Source organism: Salarchaeum sp. JOR-1, assembly GCF_007833275.1.
GTDB lineage: Archaea > Halobacteriota > Halobacteria > Halobacteriales > Halobacteriaceae > Salarchaeum.
In genome coordinates this window covers 2,113,898-2,131,423 of record NZ_CP042241.1, presented here as the reverse complement: position 1 = coordinate 2,131,423, position 17,526 = coordinate 2,113,898, and the positions used below count along the sequence as shown (strand labels likewise).

Genomic DNA, 17,526 nt, shown 5'->3' with positions numbered 1-17,526 from the left:
GACTCGCGAAATTCGGGGACGACCGGCGCGCTCGCAATGAGTCCTCGTGTTTGCCCTAGAACGTCTGCAGGCCTTCCTCGGTGACGACGCGGTCGAGGAGGCGGATCGGCGTCTCGTCGTAGGAGGGGTTCGCGACCTCGAAGCCTTCCGGGGGTTCGCGGATGACTTCGCTGGCGGTGCGGAACTCGTTCTCGAACCGGAACCCCTCGCCGTTGACGATTTTCGCGCTCGACCCCGCGACGGTCACTGGCGTGTCCGTGTCGTTCGCAGTCGCGCAGAGCGGGTACGTGCCGACGCGGTTGTAGAGCGTGTCGTCCACGATGCAGTCCATCCCGACGAGCACTTCGTCGCAGTCGTCGAGGTAGTAGCCCGCTGCGCCGTCCACGATGAGCGTCGGCGTGACGCGGTCGATTTCGGCGAGCACGCGCGCCGTCTTCCGGCCCAGGTGGCGTGGACGGGCTTCCGTGACGTACACGTCGAGGTACGTACCGTCCTCTGCGGCGAGTTCGATGGCCTCCAGGACGGTCGTCGAGTAGTCGTGTGTCAGGACGGTCGCGCCGTCATCGAGCGTTTCGGCGACGTGCTCTGCGGCCGCGTGCTTGGCGGACTCCACGCGCTTGACCACGCGGTCGACCGCCGCGTTCGTCTCGGCCTTCGCGTCCTCGACCGAGGCGGGGTCGGCGTCCCGGACGGCGTTCACGATTTCACGCTGCGTCGTAACGAGACTGGCGTGCGACGGGCTGGCGCGCCGGAGCGCCCGGCTGTTCCGCTCAAGCGCTCGCACGTACTCTTCGACGGTCGGGAACTCCTGGTCGTCGAGCTCGCGGAGCGCCCGCGCGGCCTTCACGGCGACGACCGAGGAGGAGTGCGTTCGCATCTCCCGAATCTCCTCGGCGGTCTCGTCTATCATACTCGGGGCGTCGCCGCCGCGGGGGAAATGCGTTTCGCCCCGTAGTTCCTACGGCACATATGGTCGACGTGACGTACTACTGTCCGCGCTGCGAGACGCTCGCGACTGTCGAGCGGGACGCCTACCTCGCCGACAAGTCGGTGACGCCGTACCCATTGGAGGGCTGGTCGTACGACCCGCCGAGCGCGCTCCCCGACGCTGACGCAGACGGCGTGCGCTTCGTCTGCGGAGAGAGCGACGGCGTCGAGTGGAGCGCGGACGGCTGCGGGGAGCCGTTCTACCTGAACTTCGTCCGGCACGACGACGGACGGGAAGCCGAGTCGGAGCCGGCGTCGGAGTACGTCGAACTGAACGTCGGGCCGCGCGGGCCGCGGGGGCCGGACGGCCCTACCCCTTGATGTTGCAGACGGGGAACGTCCGCGCGACCTTGTCGCCGATGCCGAGGTCGTCGGAGACGCGGATGACTTCGTCCACGTCCTTGTAGACGCCAGGCGCCTCCTCAGCGATGGTCTCGCCGCTCTGCGCCTTCACGTAGATGTGGTCGTGCTCTTCGAGGCCGGACTGCACGTCGTCGCCGTCGAACTGCTGTTTCGCCCGTGTGCGACTCATCAGTCGGCCAGCGCCGTGCGCGGTGGATCCGAACGTCACGTCGAGGGAGTCCGCGCCGCCGCGGAGCACGTAGCTCCCCGCGCCCATACTTCCCGGAATGATCACGGGCTGGCCGACGTCGCGGTAGGCGGGCGGGACTTCCTCGCGGCCCGCCGGGAACGCGCGCGTCGCACCCTTCCGGTGGACGTAGAGCTCGCGCTCCTCGCCGTCGACGGTGTGCGTCTCCTTCTTTGCGATGTTGTGCGCCACGTCGTAGAGGAGATCCATGTCGAGCGCTTCCCACGAGGTGTCGAACACGTCCGCGAACACCTCCCTGGTCTGGTGCATGATGAGTTGGCGGTTCACCCACGCGAAGTTGATGGCGGCGCACATCGCGCCGTAGTACTCGTCTGCGAGCGCGGAGCCCGCGGGCGCGGCGGCGAGGTTCTTGTCCGGGAGGCTGTCGAGGAAGTCGGGGTGTTCGTCCTCGATGCGCCGCAGGTAGTCCGAGCACACCTGATGGCCGAGCCCGCGCGACCCGCAGTGGATGAGCACCACGATCTGGTCGGCGTCGAGGCCGTAGGCGTCCGCCACGTCCGCGCGGAAGATGTCGGTGACGCGCTGGACTTCGAGGAAGTGGTTTCCCGACCCGAGGCTCCCGATCTGGTTCGCGCCCCGGTCTTTCGCCTTCTGACTCACCGCACTCGGGTCGGCGTCCGGCCGCCGTCCCTCGTCCTCGCAGTGTTCGAGGTCGTCGGGGACGGCGTACCCTTCGCGGAGCGCCCACTCCATGCCGTCCTCCAGAATCCCCTCGACCGCGCTGTGACTGGATTCCACGACGCCGCCGCCGCCGAGGCCCGTGGGAACGGCGTCGAACAGCGCGTCCACGAGTTCCTCCTCGCGCCCCTGCACGTCCTCGTAGGCGAGGTTCGTCTTCACCATCCTGACGCCGCAATTGATGTCGAAACCGACGCCGCCAGGGCTGATACATCCGTTTTCTGCGTCCATCGCGGCGACGCCGCCGACGGGGAAGCCGTAGCCCTGGTGGCCGTCGGGCATGCAGAGCGCGTGCGTGACGACGCCGGGGAGGTGGGTGACGTTCGCTATCTGTTCGAGCGTGTCGTCGTCCGTGATGTGTTCGAGGAGTTCCTCGCTGGCGAGGACGCGGGCGGGCGTGGTCATCCCGTCCTCCCGGGGGAGTTCCCAGACGTGTTCGCGGACGCGTTCGAGGGTGACGCCGTCGGCGTCGAACGTGGTCATACTCGTCGGTGGGGCCGGGACGGAAGAATACGTTTCGTCTACACGTCGAAGACGACGTACGCGCGCCAGCCCGTTTCGGTCGCCTCGATGTCCATTTCGGAGTACGTGACGGCCTTGAGGTCGCGGGCGTGCACGTCCGCGAGGGGGACGCCGCGCGCGCTCCCCGTGAGGCGGTAGCCGTCGCCGGTTTCGGTGACGGTGGCGGCGTTGTCCACGGGGAGCACGCCGCGCACGTCGCGTTCGTAGATGAGGCGGTCGAGGTAGTCGTAGAGCAACCGCTCGCGCGAGTTCGCGGTCTCCGCGACCTCGAAGCGCTCGCCGCTGTCGGGGATGGTCTCGCACATCGCGGCCGCCATGCCGTCCGCGGCGGCGGCGAACGCCTCGCCGAGCGTTTCGCCCGCGGCTTCGACCGCGATGTCGGCGGTGTGTTCGCGGAGTTCGTACATCTACTCGTCGTCTGCGAGCGCGTCCGCCATGTCGCTTCCGGTGAGGGAGCGCTCGTTGGGAGAGCGTCCGTCGGTGTCGTCGCCGGCGACGGCGACGCCGGTGAGTGCCGCCGCACGGACCTTCGCGTAGGCGGTCTTCCCCGGTTCGTGGACGGGGTTCGGCGGCGGCATTGAGTCGGCGGACATGTGTCCCGGTCAATGCCGGGTGGCGGTGCAAGGATTGCGGTACGCGGACGGTGGAATTATATTCGACTACGGCGTACGGCCGGCCAGTGAGCGTCACCGTCGAGAAGCGCGTCGTTCCGCGGGGCGACGACGACTACCTCCAGGAGGCCTGGGAGTTGAAGGAGGAGATTCGGGAAGAAGAATCCCTCCTGAAGCAGCGGTGGCGATTCTTCGCGGACGCCTACGAGCGCGCGACCGTCTACGCGTACGTCGCGGGCGACGACACGCTCGCGGGGTTCGCGGCCGCGCGGCGGGACGGCTACATTCTCTTCCTCGCGGTCGCCCCGGACTATCGCGGCGAGGGGTTCGGGGAGCGACTGGTCGCGGCGGTCGCGGAGGACGCGGAGACCGTGTCGTGTCACGCTCGCGCGTCGAACGAGAACGCGCTGGCGTTCTACAAGCACCTCGGGTTCGAGGTGGAGCGGCGCATCGAGAACTACTACGAGGACGGCGGGACGGCGTACTACCTTCGTCTCGGGGAGCGCGGGAAGCTCCGGGATAAACTCAGCGAGTTTCTCCGACGGTAACGACACGTCTTTTACCGCGGCCGCGGTAGGGTTCGAGAAGCATGGAGGAGCGGACGCGAGCCTACTTGCGGGGTCGGTTCCGGGATTACTACCGGAACGTGACCCTCTCGCCGCCGCCGGGCGCGGACGACCGCGAGTGGGGGTACATCCCGTGGACGTCCGGCCCGGACACGACGATGGTGCGGCACAAGTCGCTGCTCGATCTCGGCGACTTCGACGAGTTCGCGCGCCGGGAGCGCCCGCGCCACGTCTACTTCTCCGCGGGCTACTACGACGAACCGAGCGCGAGTTCGATGGACGCGAAGACGTGGCGGGGGTCCGACCTCGTCTTCGATTTAGACGCCGACCACCTCCCGAACGTGACGCTCGGCGAGGACTCCTACGGCGAGATGCTCGCGAAGTGCAAGGACGCGCTCTATCGCCTCCTCGACTTCCTTGACCGCGACTTCGGGTTCGACGACCTCGAACTCGTCTTCTCCGGCGGCCGCGGCTACCACGTTCACGTCCGCGACCCCAGCATTCGGGGGTTGGACCGCGAGCAGCGCCGCGAAGTCGTGGATTACGTGCTCGGGAACGGGCTCGGACTCGACTCGCTCGTCCGGGAGGAGACTGTGAGCGGGATGGGTGTGAAGAACCCGACGACGAAGCGCACGCTTCCGACGGACGGCGGGTGGGGGCGGCGCGCGGTCGACCACATCGCCGGGTTCGTGGACGACCTGCTCGACCTCGACGAGGAGGAGGCGGTGTATCGGCTGCAGACGTTCGACGGTATCGGCGAGAAATCCGCCCAGGCCATCTACAACGTCGTCGAGAACAACACCGCGGAGGTGAAGGCGGGGAACGTGGACGTGCACCCAGCGTTCCTGACGCTCGCGCGCGCTCTCATCGCGGAGACGGTAGACGAACAGCAGGCCGCAATCGACGAACCCGTGACGACGGACACGCACCGCCTGATTCGGTTCCCGGGCACGCTCCACGGCGGCAGCGGCCTCGTCGTTCAGCGGCTCTCTAGGGGGGAGTTGGACGGTTTCGACCCGCTCGCGGACGCGGTTCCGGAGACGTTCGTCGGCCACGACATCACGGTGGAGCCGACGCGAGAGTACGAGTTCTCCCTGCTGGGCGAAACGTTTAGTGTGGAGCCGGGCGTGGTGTCGCTACCCGAGTACGCGGGCGTCTTCCTGATGGCTCGCGGGTGGGCGGAGAAAGGCCAAGAATGAACTTAGAAGACCTCCGCGCGGTACGCTCGCGCGAACGCTCCTCGGACAGCCTCCAGGACCTCCGCGACTCCTTCTACGAGGAGGTCGCCGACTACATCCAGTCGCGAAAGGACGAACGCGAGCGCGCGGCCGCTGCGTCCGACGACCCGTTCTCCTCGGAGGAGGTGCAGACGCTCACCGACGAGATAGAGACGGCGGAGCAGGTCTCGGAAGCCATCTACGAGCGCCGAATGGGGAAGATCGTGAAGCAGGCGAGCCTCGCGGCCGCGGGGATGACCGGCGATACGGAGGGGTTGACGAACGAGGAGCGCCGGCTGTACGACGACCTCGTCGCGCGCATCGAGGAGAACAAGTCCCACGTTCTCGACGTGCTCGCCGGCGACGCCGACCCTCGCGAGGAACCCGCGAGCGACGCGACCGGCGCCGACCCCATGGCGGCGTCCCACGCGAACCCGGAGCCGGACAGCATGAGTGGCGACGGGGAGAGCGAGCCGGCGCCCACGGAGCGAGCCGAGTCCAGCGCCGCTGCGGCGATGGGGGGCGGTCTCGACGAGGCCGACGACGCGCCCGACGATACGCCGTCTCCGGACGCGAGAAACGCCGAGGGTTCTGCGGGCGCTGACGGAGCTGAGGGCGCGGCGCGGACGACGGTTCGCATCACGCGAGACGTGGGTGACGTCTTCGGCGTTGACGAGCGCCAGTACTCACTGGAGGCGGAAGACGTGGTGGTGCTGCCCGCGGAGAACGCGAAACCGCTCGTGGAGAAGGACGCCGCGGAAGAGCTCTAGAACGTCGTCAGTTCGCCGTCGATGACGCGTTCGGTGATGTCCGTGACGTGTTCGAGGTGGTGGTCGATGCGTTCGCGGACTTCGTCCTCGATTTCCTCGATGGCGGTGTCGTCGGTGGTGACGAGGTGAGCGTCCGCGACGTGCGGTTCGTCGATTGGGCGGCCGATCTGGCTGAGGAGGCGGATGCGGAGGTCGCGGATGCCGTCGACCTCGTGCACCACGTCGTGCGCGATTTCGGTTGAGAGGAGGTTGTAAATCTTCCCGATGTGGTTCACGGGGTTCTTGCCGGAGGTGGCTTCCATGCTCATCGAGCGGTTCGGCGTGATGAGGCCGTTCGCGCGGTTCCCGCGGCCGACGCTGCCGTCGTCGCCCTGTTCGGCGCTCGTACCGGTGGTCGTGAGGTAGATGGAGCCGTCCTCGTAGTCGTCGGCGGTGTTGACGTGGACGGTCACGTCGCGGTCGGTGAACTCGGCGGCGAGGTCGGCGACGAACGCGCGGATGGATTCGACTTCGGCCTTGTAGGCGTCCATGTCGGGGACGTGTTCGTCAACCAAGGCGGCGGCGACGGTGAGGTCTATCTGGTCGCCCTCGCGCTTTCCCATGACTTTCACGTCCTGACCGAGCGCGGGGTTCGCGTCGTGGTACTCGGTGTTGAGGCGGTACTCGGTCTGGTGGACGAGCGTCTCGGTCTCGGTGAGCGGGGCGTGACCGACGCCGAAGCTCGTGTCGTTCGCCATCGGCACGGCTTTGCCTTCCTCGCCGAAGACGGTCTGGAGGTCGCCGCTGCCTTCGCCGAGTTTCACGTCGACGATGACGTCGGTCTCGAGGTCGAGCGCGGGCAGCGTCTCGCGGAGGTAGTCGCGGGCGGCGTCGAGCGCGATTGAGTCGACGGGGATGTGCGTGCCCTCGTACTTCTTCGTGGCGCGGCCGACGATGAGGATGTAGATGGGTTCGATGACTTCGCCGCCGCCGAACGCGGGCGCGGCGGTGCCGGCGACGAGCTGGGTCTCGTCCGTGTTGTAGTGGAGGACTTTCCCGATCCGGTCGAGGTAGGCCTGTGCGAGCGCCTGGGAGACGCGCTCGGCGATACCGTCACAGATGGAGTCGGGGTGGCCGAGGCCCTTTCGCTCCACGATTTCGACTTCCTCGTCCTCGACCGCGTCCCTGTCGATGGGGCGGACGCGAATATTGCGCTCCGTCATTACTCGAGATACCCGACAGCCGCTCCTATAACTTGCGGAAACGACCGACCAATCGAATATGCCTGGAGGTTATTCGAGGAGGAGGCCGAGGTAGGACGTTCGAATCTGGGCGTCCGGGTCGAGTCCGAGGTCGCGGAGCACGCCGTACGCGCGCTCCCGAGCGTCCGAAATTTCGGGTTCGGACTCGACCTCGAGTTCGACCTCGACGTACTCTCCGAGGCCGGTCACGTCGTCCAGCGTCACCGTCACGCCGTCGAGCGCGTAGTACGACCGCACCTTCCGCACGCGCGCCGCCTCCGCGAACCCGAGGCCGTCCAGCACCGCCCGCAGTTCGCGCCCCGACTCGACGCCCGTTTCGTGTTCCTCCCGCGTCTTCGACTCGCCGTCCACGAGCGGCCCCTTGTACGTCACGCGGGAGTCAGCGCCGTCCAGCGCCCCGCTCGGGGACTCGCCCTCGCGGACGGTCGCCTGCTCGCGCACGCGGAGCGCCTCGTCCGTCTCCGCGAAGTCCCGGTGGGGCGCGTCGAAGTACGTGTCCTCCTGGACCACGGTCTCCCCCGCGTCCGCGCCCCGCTCGTCCAGCTCGCGGCGCACGCGTTCGTGATCTGCCTCCACCTTCACCTCGACTTCGTACATACCTGTGCTCGCGGCCGGGCCGCCGAAAGCCTGCCGACTCCGGACGACTCCCGAGACCTATACGCGTCACATAGCAGGCTTCTTGCCCGTTCCGCGACCTTCCACGCGTGTCGTGACTCACTCCACGCACCCTGCCGGCACCGGTGACGCGATCCCCCCGCTGCGCGCACAGACGGTGCGGTCGACCGACGGCCCCGCCCGCTGCACGGTCTCACCCGCCGACGCGAGCGACGACGAGCGCACGACCGCCTGGCTGACGGTGAACGCGTCCGTCCTGCGTTCGCTCGACGAGTTCCGGTAACGCACCGGAACCGTGCTCCTTAAGGATAGAACGGCAGTCCATTGGGGTATGAGCGACGAAACCGAGGCCGACACGGCCGACGAATCCGCCGAAGGACTGCAGAACGGCGACTTCATCCGACTCGCCTACACCGCCCGAACCGTCGACGGCGGCGAACTCGTCGACACGACCGACGAGGAAGTCGCGGAGGAGGAAGGCGTCGACACCGACGAGCAGGAGTTCGCGCCCCGCACCATCATCCTCGGCGAGGGACACATCTTCGAGCCCGTCGAAGAGGACATCGTCGGGAAGGAAGTCGGCGACGAGGGCAGCGTCGTGGTCGACCAGCCGTTCGGCGAGTACGACGAGGAACAGGTCCGCACGGTGAAGTCGGACAAGATCCCCGAGGACTCTCGGTTCCCCGGCGCGCACGTCGACATCGACGGCGAGCACGGTCACGTCGAGACCATCGTCGGCGGCCGCGCCCGCGTCGACTTCAACCACGCGCTCGCCGGCCAGGACGTCGAGTACGAGTACGAAATCCTCGGTGAGGTCACCGACCGCCTGGAGAAGGCCCAGGGCCTCCTCTCGATGTACTTCGACGTCGACCTCGACATGCACCTCGAAACCGACGAAGTCGAGGAGGACGTCGAGAACGACGAGGGCGAGACCGAAACGGAGACAGTCGAGAAGGAGACGCTCTACATCGACCAGAACCCCCAGCTCCAGTTCAATCAGCAGTGGATGATGGGCAAGCAGCAGATCCTCCAGCAGGTCATCGACCAGCTCGACATCGACCGCGTCATCGTCCAGGAAGTCATCGACGGCTCCGGCATGGGCGGCATGATGGGCGGCATGGGCGGCATGATGGGCGGCGGTGCAGGCGGCGAAGACCTCGGTGACATCGAGGACGCGCTCGAGGACGCCGACGTCGACGCCGACGAAATCGCCGAAGAGCTCGAAGCCGAAGACGTCGAGGAGTAAGCGAACCCGCAGGCCTCGCTGAACGGGCGAGCGGCACGGCCGCGAATACTCTCACGGTTCTCTGTTCATGTTCTCGGTGAGCGGCGGGGCTGAAGCGCGTCGGCGAGTCGACCGTAGGCGGCGGTGGCGTCCGCGGCTGCGAGCGGTTCCTCGACCGTGGGGACTGCGACCGCGTGGGTGGCCCCGATGGTTTCGGCGAGGCCGTCGGGGACGCGTTCGCGGTGCGTGACGACGAGTCCCGCTATCGGCGTGCCGACGGCGCGCGCGAGCTCGGTGGTTTTGACGGCGTCTTCGATGGCTTCGCGGTCGCGAGTGGTGACGAGGACGGCGCGGTCGGCGCGCCGGAGCGGGGCGACGGCGTCGGGGCCAGCGCCCGCGGGGCAGTCGACGAGTACGGGGCCGGGCGGACGCGCGGGGAGCAGGCCGTCGATTGGGCGGCCGTCGCGGTTCGCCACCACGTCGATACCGGTGAGGCCCGCGGTGTCGGCGGTGATGGCGAGGTTCGGCATGTCGCGGTCGGCGTCGACGACTGTGGGGCGGCGTCGCTGGCGGGCGTACGCGGCCGCGAGGCCGAGCGTGGTCGTTGTCTTTCCCGTTCCGCCCTTTCCGCCGGTGACGGCGAGCACGCCCCGGGATGTGTCGGCTTCACACTTCAACTCCGGGTCGGGGGATTCAAGGTAGCGGCGCGCCCCCTACTCGGTGATGCGTCACGACCACTTGCTCACCGCTAAACAACTCACGCGGGCTGACATCGAGGCCGTACTCGACCGCGCGCGCGAGTTCGCGGACGACCCCTCGGCGTTCCGGGAGCGACACCCCGAGTTGTTGCTCGCGCTCTGCTTCTTCGAGCCGAGCACGCGAACGAAGATGAGCTTCGAGACCGCGGCGAAGCGCCTCGGCGGCGACGTCGTCGACATGGGGAGCGTGGAGTCGTCGTCGGTGAAGAAGGGCGAGTCGCTCGCGGATACGGTGCGCGTCATCGAGGGGTACGCGGACGCTATCGTCCTCCGTCACCCCAAACAGGGCGCGGCCCAGCTCGCGAGCGAGTACGTGGACGTGCCCGTGGTGAACGCGGGCGACGGCGCGGGCCACCACCCGAGCCAGACGCTCCTCGATCTCTACACGATTCGGGAGAACGCCGGGCTGGACGACCTCTCCATCGGCATCCTCGGCGACCTGAAGTACGGGCGGACAGTCCACTCGCTCGCGCACGCGCTGACGAAGTTCGACGCCCGCCAGCACTTCATCAGCCCGGAGTCCCTGAAACTCCCGCGGGGCGTCCGGTACGACCTCCACGAGGCCGGCGCGAACGTCCGGGAACACGAGAGCCTCGACGACGTCCTGCCGAACCTCGACGTGCTGTACGTCACGCGCATCCAGCGCGAGCGCTTCCCCGACGAGGAGGAGTACCGGAAGGTCGCCGGGAAGTACAGCATCGACACCGAGACGCTCGAACACGCCCGCGACGACCTCTCCATCATGCACCCGCTCCCGCGCGTAGACGAGATCGCGCCCGAGCTCGACGACACCGGGCACGCGACGTACTTCAGTCAGGCGCACAACGGCGTTCCCGTCCGAATGGCCCTCCTCGACTCCCTGCTATGACAGACACCGAACTCCGCGTCAGCAAGATCCGCAACGGCACCGTCATCGACCACGTGAACGCTGGCGAAGCCCTGCACGTCCTCGCGCTCCTCGATATAGATGGCGCGAGCGGCGAGACCGTGAGCCTGGGCATGAACGTTCCGAGTCAGACGATGGGGAAGAAGGACGTGGTGAAGGTCGAGGGTCGCGAGCTCTCCCAGAACGAGCTCGACGTGCTGTCGCTCATCGCGCCGGACGCGACCATCAACATCATCCGCGAGTACGAGGTCGCGGAGAAGAAGCACGTCGAACCGCCGGAGACGGTGTCGGGCGTGCTCGCGTGCCCGAACCCGGACTGCATCACGAACGCTGGCGAACCCGTGCAGCCTCGCTTCGACGTGCTCTCGGAGGGGGTGCGGTGTGCGTACTGCGAGACCATCGTCCGGGACGACCTCACCGACCACCTGCTCGCGTAAGCCCTAACACTAAGAGGGGTGGCGGTCTACTGTCAGGTATGGCACGCAAACTCCTGAAGGTCGGCATCGCCCTCATCCTGCTCTACGTCGCCGTGAAGTTCCTCACGGGGAGCGACGAGTCAGAGGAAGCCGTCGACCGCATCGACTAACGAACCACTTACCCCTCCTGCGGCCCTGCACTCCTCCATGTACGGCGTCGTCACGCGGAACGCCGAGGAGCTGGACTGGCCGGAGTTCGACCGCGGGTTCTACGAGGTGAAGGACGTCACGGGCCGCCACACCGACCCCGTGGAGAACGGCGTGAACATGGTGTCCTGTTTCGGCGACACCGCCACCGCCGAGACCGACCCGGGTCTCGTGCCCGTGGACGACGAGGGGAACCGGGCGACGAAGGAACGCACCTACTTCGACTGGAGCTACATCTGCCCGAGCGCCGGCCACTACAAGAACGGCCTCGTCGAGGTCGTGGAGGCCTGCACCGACGCGAACGACGACCTCCGGCTCGACGACGTGGGCTTCCCCCGCGGCGAGTACTGTCACTGCGAGCGCTGCGAGGACGCCTTCAGCGAGAGCGACTACGACGACTGGGGCGAGTGGCGCGCCTCGGTCATCACGGAGTTCGTCGCCGAAATCCGCGACCGCGTCCCGGGGAAACTCTCCCTCACCCTCCACCCCGACCCCTATCCCGGCCACCTCTACGAACGCAGCGGCCTCGATATCGACGCGCTCAGCGAGTACGTGGACGAGTTCGTCGTCCCCCTCTACGACACGAACTACGGCACGACCTACTGGCTCGAAACCATCGCATCGGGCTTCCAGTCCCTCCTCGACACGCCGTTCAGCGTCGAACTCTACGCCGTCGATATCGACATCGACAACCTCCTCCACGCCGCCGAAGTCGCGGAGGAGTACGCGAACGACGTGTTCTTCGGCTATCACGCCGGCAACGCCCGCGCCGCACTCCGCCGCATCGACGCCGAGACGCGGGAGGGCGTGGAGTTCGGCGCGGAGTAAGGGGGTGTGTCAGGCGAGCACGCGCTTGCGCCAGTGTTCGAGGTCGTCCCGATCCCGGGTGTCGTCGGGGAGGTCGTCGAACCAGCGCGCGGCGCTGATTTCGTCGTCGGGGTCGCTGATTTCGGGGGCGGTGCAGTCGGTTGCGTCGGCGGCGAAGACGGGGAGGACGCCCCCGGTCTCGTAGGGGCCGGAGCGAACGGTGATGCGGGTGAGCATCGCGAGCCCGCGGTAGTCGGCGTCGACACCGGCTTCCTCTTCGAGTTCGCGTTCAGCTGCCTCGCGGTATGTCTCGTCGGTTTCCACGCCGCCGCCGGGGAGCACCCAGAGGTCGACGCCGTCGTGGCGGACGAGGAGGAGTTCGCCGGACGGCCGGTAGACGATGGTGTGCGCGCCGAACGGCGCGCCCGTTCGTTCGATGCGTTCCGCGAGCGTCCGGAAGCGCCGGCGGTCGACGTGGCGCGTGCGGGAGAACTCCATGAACTCGTCGTACCCCTCGCTGATGCGGTGGTAGGCGCGTTCGGCGGTCTGTTCGGCGCGCTGCGCGAGGAACCACGTGTCGTCAATCGGCATTGCTCGGTGGTTCGTGTGTCTGTCTCCGATGGCGGTTCGGAGTGCGCGTGGTGTGGGCGTAGAGTGTCATGGGTTTGTGTTGACGGCAAGGCGGCATAACGTTTCTGTCGGAGCGAACCGGGGGGCTTTTGCCCGGGCCGCGGGAATCCGGACGTATGAGCTTCGAAGAAGGCGACACGGTCGTGCTGCACGACGAGCACAGCGATTACGACGGCGAGACGGGCAAGATCACGCAGAAGGTCGAGACGATGTTCGGCGACGCGAACTACACGGTGTCGTTCGACGACGGCCAGGAGGCCGGCGTCCCCGAGGACAGTCTCGAAGCCGCAGAAGAGACCGAAGAGTAAACCAGTCGGCGTGCGGTCGCGGAGGACGGCGTTTTTATTCCGTGGTCGCATACTTCGCGTAATGAGTTCTGTTCCGTTCCACTACATCGACCTCCGGGCGTTCTGTTACGAGACGGAGGCCGACGAGCGGGTGGAGTCGGCGCTCCGTTACTTCCTTCCGGAGGACGCGGACGTACAGCGCGTCGAGAGTCGCGGGCACAACGGCGACCGTATCGTGGTGTTCTCGGCGCGTGTCGAGTTGGCGGACGACGTGCGACACGTCCTCGAACGGCTCCGGGACGGCGCCGACATCGACCGGCTGCGTGACGAGCTGGGTGACCGGGTGACGGAGAACTGCGAGTTCTTCGCGCACCTCGACAAGCAGGCCGCGTTCGACGGCGAGGCGGAACTGGGCGACGGCATCTCGCTGCGCGCGAAGGTGAAGGCGTATCCGGCGAAGCGCGAAGCCGCGCTGGAGAACGCTCGCGAGGCGCTGTGATGTACGAGGCCGCGTTCGCGCAGCCGGACGGCGCGAGCACGGTCGCCCGCGTCGCGGAGACGCTTGCGGGCGTGGGGTACGACGGCGTCGTCGTCAGGAGCAGAGCGGATACTCGTCCTGATTTCGACGCGGAGCGCGTCCGCGAGGAGCACGGTATCGACGTGGTGGAGGGGGTGACGGTGGACGCGGAGGATCCGACCGGCGCGAGCGGCGCGGTGGCGAACCTCCGTTCGGAGGCGACGGTTCTCTGCGTGCATGGCGGGAACGAGACGATGAATCGGTACGTGGCGGAGGAGGAGAAGGTGGACGTGCTCTCGCGTCCCGGGAGCGAGGTGAACCAGGTGGTGGTGAAGGCAGCGAAGCGGAACGCGGTTCGGGTGGAGTTCGATTTCGGGCCGGTGTTGCGGGAGTCGGGCGGGCGGCGCGTGCAGGCGCTGCGCGGCCTCCGAAAGCTCCGTGAAATCGTCGATCATTACGACGCGCCGTACGTCGTGAGCGCCACGCCCCGAAACCACCTTGCCGTCCGCGCCCCCCGGGAGCTCGTCGCGGTCGGCGAACAGGCGGGGTTCAGCGAGGAGTGGATTCGCGCGGGCCTGCGGGAGTGGGGCGTGCTCGCGGCGCGGAACCGGGAGCGGATGTCCGCCGACTTCATAGCGCCCGGCGTGCGTAGGGGACGGTATGAAGAAGACGCTTGACGAGCACGCTGCGCGTTTCGACGACATCGCCGCGGCGTACGACGAGAACAAGAGCGAGGAGTACAACGAGTGCGTGCGCCTCGTCGTCGAGCACGCCACGGCGGGACTGACGGGCGACGAGACGGTTCTCGACCTGGCGACAGGGACGGGCGCCATCGCACTCGCCGTCGCGGGTTCAGCGGGGCGCGTGGTCGGCCGCGACATCAGCGAGGGGATGATGGAGGAGGCGCGCGCGAAGGCCGCCGAGCGCGGCGTCGAGAACGTCGAGTTCGACGAGGGACGGTTCCGGAGTCCGAGCTACGACGGCCCCGTGGAAGTGGTGGCCTCGAACTTCGCGATGCACCACCTCGCGGACGAGGAAAAGCGCGAGGCGATCGACGTCATCGCCGGCCTCGACCCCGAGAAAATCGTGCTCGGGGACGTGATGCTATTCGGTGAGCCGAACCCCAAGGAACCCTTTTTCAGTCCCGACGTGGACGACCCGGCGACGGTGGGCGTGCTCGCGGACGCGTTCACCGACGCCGGTTACGCGCTCACGGCCGTCGAGATGGTGCACGACCAGGTCGGCGTGCTGGTCGCTGAGCGCGTATGAAGCACCTCCCGAAGCACCTGCGTCCGCGCTGGCGGTACCTCGCGGTCGAACTCGAAGGCTGGCCGGACGCCGAGTTCTCGCGGGGCGGTTTCCAGCGCGCGCTCTGGTACGCCGCGGGCAACCTCCTCGGCGATCCGGGGAGCGCGGACGCCGACCTGCGCGTGTTCGCCTTCGCGTTCGCGGACGGGGCCGGAGAGGCGATCGTGCGGGCCCGTCGCGGCCACGTGAGCGAGGCCCGGGCGGCGCTGGCGTGCGTGAGCGCCGTCGACGGTGACGCGGTTCGGGTCGCCGTCCGCGGGGTTTCGGGGACGGTGCGTGCCGCGGAAGAAAACTATTTAGGACGCGCGAGTTTAAGTACGGGTGAGGAAGAAGTCGTGTTCAGGAACGCCACCCGGCGCGCCGTCGCTCGCGACGGCCGCATCGACATCGACGTCGAGGGTGCGTACGTGGGCGCGACCCGCTCTGATTTGGACTAAACTATGCAGGGTCAAAACCAGCAGCAAGCATACGACCGAGGTATCACGATCTTCTCCCCGGACGGTCGGCTCTATCAAGTGGAGTACGCCCGGGAGGCCGTCAAACGAGGCTCCGCGTCCATCGGGGTGCGCGCCGAGGACGGCGTCGTCCTCCTCGTGGACAAGCGCATCCGCTCCTCCCTGATGGAGGAGACGAGCGTCGAGAAGATTCACAAGGCGGACAACCACATCGGCATCGCGTCCGCGGGCCACGTCGCCGACGCCCGCCAGCTCATCGACTTCGCGCGCCGGAACTCCCAGGTCAACCGCCTCCGCTACGACGAGGCGATCGGCGTGGAGACGCTGACGAAGGACATCACGGATCACATCCAGCAGTACACCCAGGTCGGTGGCGCGCGGCCGTTCGGCGTCGCGCTCCTCATCGGCGGCGTGGACGAGGACGGCAGTCCCCGGCTGTTCGAAACGGACCCGTCCGGCACGCCGAACGAGTGGAAGGCGCTCGCCATCGGCTCCGGCCGCGACGACATCCAGGGCTACCTGGAGGAGAACTACCAGACCGACCTCGAAATCGATGAGGCCGTCGGTCTCGCGCTCCGCTCGCTCGCCGAGACGCACGAGGAAGGCCTCACCGCATCCGGTATCGGCGTCGCCACCGTGGACGCCGAGTCTCGGAGCTTCGTCGAGCTGACGAACGACGAGATCGACGAGTACCTCGACGACTTCGACCTGCGGGCGGAGTCCGATTCGGACTCCGAGTCCGCGGACGAGTAATCCGGTCGTCTTCTTTCGTTTTGCAGCCCCGGAGCGACGGCTACCACCTTTTTCCCGTCCGGGGGCGTACTCTCGGGTATGATTTCGCTCGACGAAGCCGTGACCGCACGCCTCGAATCGCACGGTGAACGCTTCGAGGTTCTCATCGACCCGGACGCGGCGCTCGCGATGAAGCGCGGCGAGTTCGACGGCGACCTCGAGGACGTCATCGCCGCGCGGGACGTGTTCGAGAACGCCAGCCGCGGCGACCGGCCCGCTGAGGAAGATCTGGAGGAGGTGTTCGGGACGACCGACCCGCTCGAAATCATCCCCGAGGTCGTCGAGCGCGGTGAGATTCAGATCACGGCGGAGCAGCGCAAGGAGATGCAGGAGCAAAAGCGCAAGAACCTCATCAACACCATCGCGCGGAACGCGGTGAATCCACAGATGGACAACGCGCCGCATCCGCCGGATCGCATCGAGAACGCCCTGGAGCAGGCGGGGTTCACGGTCGACCCGATGGAGCCCGTGGAGAACCAGGTGGACGACGCGCTGGACGCGCTCCGGCCCGTGATTCCGATTCGGTTCGACGAGGTGACGGTGGCTGTGCAGGTGCCGGCGGACTACGCGGGAAGCGCGCAGGCGCAGATCCGGCAGTTCGGCGACCTGGAGCGCGAGGAGTGGCAGGCCGACGGCTCCTGGGTGGGCGTGTTGACGTTCCCTGCGGGGATGCAGAACGAGTTCTACGACGTGGTGAACGAGCACACGAGCGGCGAGGCGGAGACGCGCATCATCAAGGAGAAGGACGAACTCTCGACGCGCTAACCGTCGAGGTGGGAGTGGACGAGCGCGCGTTCGGCGCGGTGGAGGATGCCGCTCACGGTTGATTTTGCGAGGCCCACGTCGTCTGCCACGTCGGTGAGCGAGCACGCGCGCGGTTCGTCGTAGTAGCCCGCGTCTGCCGCCGCTTCCAGCACGTCGCGCTGCCGGTCGGTCAACGGGTGGCCCTCTCCGGACGCGTCCGTGTCGACGCGCTCCAACCGGTAGTCGACCCCGCGCGCGTCCAGTTCGTCGCCGAGCCGTGAGAGGCGTTCGTGCGTGGCGGTGAGCGTCCAGCGTGCGACGCCGTCCCGCACTTCGAACGGGAAGTCGAGGGGGAGTTTCGCGGAGCGGGTGGCGGCGAGGAGCGTCGGCGTGCGCGTCTCGAACTGCACGAGCACGCCGTCCTCGGCGGGGAGCACGTCGGCGTCGCGGAGCGCGTCGCTCGACGCGACGACCGATTCCATCGCTTCTGGAGGGATGTCTTGGGCTTCGACGAGACCGACGCCCGCGCCGTCCTCGGCGGGGAGCGCGGAGAGCACGCGGAACGTCGCGTCGGGGTTCTCGCGAGTGACGGGGGCGAGCCACATCTCGTCGGGGAGCGTGATGGAGAGTGTCGCGCGCGGCACGCCCACCACTACGGTGTTCGTGTGAAAAACTCC

25 protein-coding genes are annotated in these 17,526 nt (G+C 67.7%); 16 read left to right on the top strand and 9 right to left on the bottom strand.

The window, feature by feature from the left end; genetic code table 11:
• Positions 1-55: 55 nt before the first annotated feature.
• Positions 56-910, bottom strand: coding sequence for a translation initiation factor eIF-2B (locus FQU85_RS12120; RefSeq protein WP_145848277.1), 855 nt, complete (start codon positions 908-910; stop codon positions 56-58).
• A gap of 59 nt (positions 911-969) precedes the next feature.
• On the opposite strand from FQU85_RS12120, the gene FQU85_RS12115 reads away from it, so the two are divergent.
• On the top strand, positions 970-1,308 hold the full coding sequence (locus FQU85_RS12115) for a hypothetical protein (RefSeq protein ID WP_145848274.1): 339 nt from the start codon (positions 970-972) through the stop codon (positions 1,306-1,308).
• On the opposite strand, the gene FQU85_RS12110 is transcribed toward FQU85_RS12115, so the two are convergent.
• The 3 genes from FQU85_RS12110 to FQU85_RS12100 are packed head-to-tail and all read right to left on the bottom strand — an operon-like array spanning position 1,298 to position 3,390.
• Entirely contained in the window at positions 1,298-2,758 is a 1,461-nt protein-coding gene (locus FQU85_RS12110) for an RtcB family protein (RefSeq protein ID WP_145848272.1), read from the bottom strand. The two genes, FQU85_RS12115 and FQU85_RS12110, sit on opposite strands and share 11 nt — an antisense overlap.
• 38 nt (positions 2,759-2,796) lie before the next feature.
• Positions 2,797-3,204 carry an archease gene (locus FQU85_RS12105; RefSeq protein ID WP_145848271.1) on the bottom strand — a complete coding sequence of 136 codons (408 nt, stop codon included), beginning with the start codon at positions 3,202-3,204 and terminating at the stop codon, positions 2,797-2,799.
• Entirely contained in the window at positions 3,205-3,390 is a 186-nt protein-coding gene (locus tag FQU85_RS12100; RefSeq protein ID WP_145848269.1) for a hypothetical protein, read from the bottom strand.
• Positions 3,391-3,476: 86 nt separating this feature from the next.
• Between FQU85_RS12100 and FQU85_RS12095 the strand changes: the two genes are divergently transcribed.
• The 3 genes from FQU85_RS12095 to FQU85_RS12085 are packed head-to-tail and all read left to right on the top strand — an operon-like array spanning position 3,477 to position 5,961.
• On the top strand, positions 3,477-3,956 hold the full coding sequence (locus FQU85_RS12095) for an N-acetyltransferase (RefSeq protein WP_145848267.1): 480 nt from the start codon (positions 3,477-3,479) through the stop codon (positions 3,954-3,956).
• A 41-nt stretch (positions 3,957-3,997) separates the two neighbouring features.
• Positions 3,998-5,173 carry a DNA primase small subunit PriS gene (priS, locus tag FQU85_RS12090; protein WP_145848266.1) on the top strand — a complete coding sequence of 392 codons (1,176 nt, stop codon included), beginning with the start codon at positions 3,998-4,000 and terminating at the stop codon, positions 5,171-5,173.
• Positions 5,170-5,961 (top strand): hypothetical protein, encoded by a 792-nt coding sequence (locus FQU85_RS12085; RefSeq protein WP_145848263.1) that lies wholly within the window; start codon positions 5,170-5,172, stop codon positions 5,959-5,961. Before priS ends, FQU85_RS12085 begins: the two co-directional genes overlap by 4 nt.
• Here FQU85_RS12085 and FQU85_RS12080 read toward each other — a convergent pair.
• Positions 5,958-7,163: a methionine adenosyltransferase gene (locus FQU85_RS12080; RefSeq protein WP_145848261.1), complete on the bottom strand. Its 1,206-nt coding sequence runs from the start codon at positions 7,161-7,163 to the stop codon at positions 5,958-5,960. The genes FQU85_RS12085 and FQU85_RS12080 overlap by 4 nt on opposite strands.
• 69 nt (positions 7,164-7,232) lie before the next feature.
• Positions 7,233-7,799, bottom strand: coding sequence for a class IV adenylate cyclase (cyaB, locus tag FQU85_RS12075; RefSeq protein WP_145848259.1), 567 nt, complete (start codon positions 7,797-7,799; stop codon positions 7,233-7,235).
• A 112-nt stretch (positions 7,800-7,911) separates the two neighbouring features.
• Here cyaB and FQU85_RS12070 point away from each other — a divergent pair, with 112 nt between their 5' ends.
• The gene (locus FQU85_RS12070; protein WP_145848257.1) at positions 7,912-8,100 is read left to right on the top strand and encodes a hypothetical protein; all 189 of its coding nucleotides are present in this window, start codon (positions 7,912-7,914) and stop codon (positions 8,098-8,100) included.
• A gap of 48 nt (positions 8,101-8,148) precedes the next feature.
• Complete coding sequence (locus tag FQU85_RS12065; RefSeq protein ID WP_145848255.1) at positions 8,149-9,063, top strand: peptidylprolyl isomerase; 915 nt, start codon at positions 8,149-8,151, stop codon at positions 9,061-9,063.
• Between the two features lie 65 nt (positions 9,064-9,128).
• Here FQU85_RS12065 and FQU85_RS12060 read toward each other — a convergent pair whose 3' ends face one another.
• Complete coding sequence (locus FQU85_RS12060) at positions 9,129-9,719, bottom strand: hypothetical protein (protein ID WP_145848253.1); 591 nt, start codon at positions 9,717-9,719, stop codon at positions 9,129-9,131.
• A gap of 46 nt (positions 9,720-9,765) precedes the next feature.
• On the opposite strand from FQU85_RS12060, the gene pyrB reads away from it, so the two are divergent.
• The 3 genes from pyrB (at position 9,766) to FQU85_RS12045 (ending at position 12,137) form a co-directional block, all read left to right on the top strand.
• Positions 9,766-10,668 carry an aspartate carbamoyltransferase gene (gene pyrB / locus FQU85_RS12055; RefSeq protein ID WP_145848251.1) on the top strand — a complete coding sequence of 301 codons (903 nt, stop codon included), beginning with the start codon at positions 9,766-9,768 and terminating at the stop codon, positions 10,666-10,668.
• Entirely contained in the window at positions 10,665-11,123 is a 459-nt protein-coding gene (pyrI, locus tag FQU85_RS12050; protein WP_145848248.1) for an aspartate carbamoyltransferase regulatory subunit, read from the top strand. The genes pyrB and pyrI overlap by 4 nt, the downstream gene beginning before the upstream one ends.
• A gap of 186 nt (positions 11,124-11,309) precedes the next feature.
• On the top strand, positions 11,310-12,137 hold the full coding sequence (locus FQU85_RS12045; protein WP_145848246.1) for a hypothetical protein: 828 nt from the start codon (positions 11,310-11,312) through the stop codon (positions 12,135-12,137).
• A gap of 9 nt (positions 12,138-12,146) precedes the next feature.
• Here the strand turns inward: FQU85_RS12045 and FQU85_RS12040 are convergent, their stop codons facing one another.
• The gene (locus FQU85_RS12040; protein WP_145848245.1) at positions 12,147-12,707 is read right to left on the bottom strand and encodes an NUDIX hydrolase; all 561 of its coding nucleotides are present in this window, start codon (positions 12,705-12,707) and stop codon (positions 12,147-12,149) included.
• 155 nt (positions 12,708-12,862) lie between these two features.
• Between FQU85_RS12040 and FQU85_RS12035 the strand changes: the two genes are divergently transcribed.
• The 7 genes from FQU85_RS12035 to FQU85_RS12005 all read left to right on the top strand — a co-directional run bounded on the left by FQU85_RS12035 (position 12,863) and on the right by FQU85_RS12005 (position 16,870).
• Positions 12,863-13,054: a DUF1918 domain-containing protein gene (locus FQU85_RS12035; protein ID WP_145848243.1), complete on the top strand. Its 192-nt coding sequence runs from the start codon at positions 12,863-12,865 to the stop codon at positions 13,052-13,054.
• Positions 13,055-13,115: 61 nt separating this feature from the next.
• Positions 13,116-13,532: an RNA-binding protein gene (locus FQU85_RS12030; protein WP_145848241.1), complete on the top strand. Its 417-nt coding sequence runs from the start codon at positions 13,116-13,118 to the stop codon at positions 13,530-13,532.
• The gene (locus FQU85_RS12025; RefSeq protein ID WP_145848239.1) at positions 13,532-14,227 is read left to right on the top strand and encodes an RNase P subunit p30 family protein; all 696 of its coding nucleotides are present in this window, start codon (positions 13,532-13,534) and stop codon (positions 14,225-14,227) included. The genes FQU85_RS12030 and FQU85_RS12025 overlap by 1 nt, the downstream gene beginning before the upstream one ends.
• A complete protein-coding gene (locus FQU85_RS12020; protein ID WP_145848238.1) occupies positions 14,211-14,819 on the top strand; it encodes a class I SAM-dependent methyltransferase in 609 nt (202 codons plus the stop codon). Before FQU85_RS12025 ends, FQU85_RS12020 begins: the two co-directional genes overlap by 17 nt.
• Positions 14,816-15,295 (top strand): Rpp14/Pop5 family protein, encoded by a 480-nt coding sequence (locus FQU85_RS12015; RefSeq protein WP_145848236.1) that lies wholly within the window; start codon positions 14,816-14,818, stop codon positions 15,293-15,295. Before FQU85_RS12020 ends, FQU85_RS12015 begins: the two co-directional genes overlap by 4 nt.
• A 3-nt stretch (positions 15,296-15,298) precedes the next feature.
• A complete protein-coding gene (psmA, locus tag FQU85_RS12010; RefSeq protein ID WP_145848235.1) occupies positions 15,299-16,066 on the top strand; it encodes an archaeal proteasome endopeptidase complex subunit alpha in 768 nt (255 codons plus the stop codon).
• A 78-nt stretch (positions 16,067-16,144) separates the two neighbouring features.
• Positions 16,145-16,870: a ribosome assembly factor SBDS gene (locus FQU85_RS12005; RefSeq protein ID WP_145848233.1), complete on the top strand. Its 726-nt coding sequence runs from the start codon at positions 16,145-16,147 to the stop codon at positions 16,868-16,870.
• Here the strand turns inward: FQU85_RS12005 and FQU85_RS12000 are convergent.
• On the bottom strand, positions 16,867-17,493 hold the full coding sequence (locus FQU85_RS12000) for a helix-turn-helix domain-containing protein (protein ID WP_145848231.1): 627 nt from the start codon (positions 17,491-17,493) through the stop codon (positions 16,867-16,869). The two genes, FQU85_RS12005 and FQU85_RS12000, sit on opposite strands and share 4 nt — an antisense overlap.
• Positions 17,494-17,526: the final 33 nt, after the last annotated feature.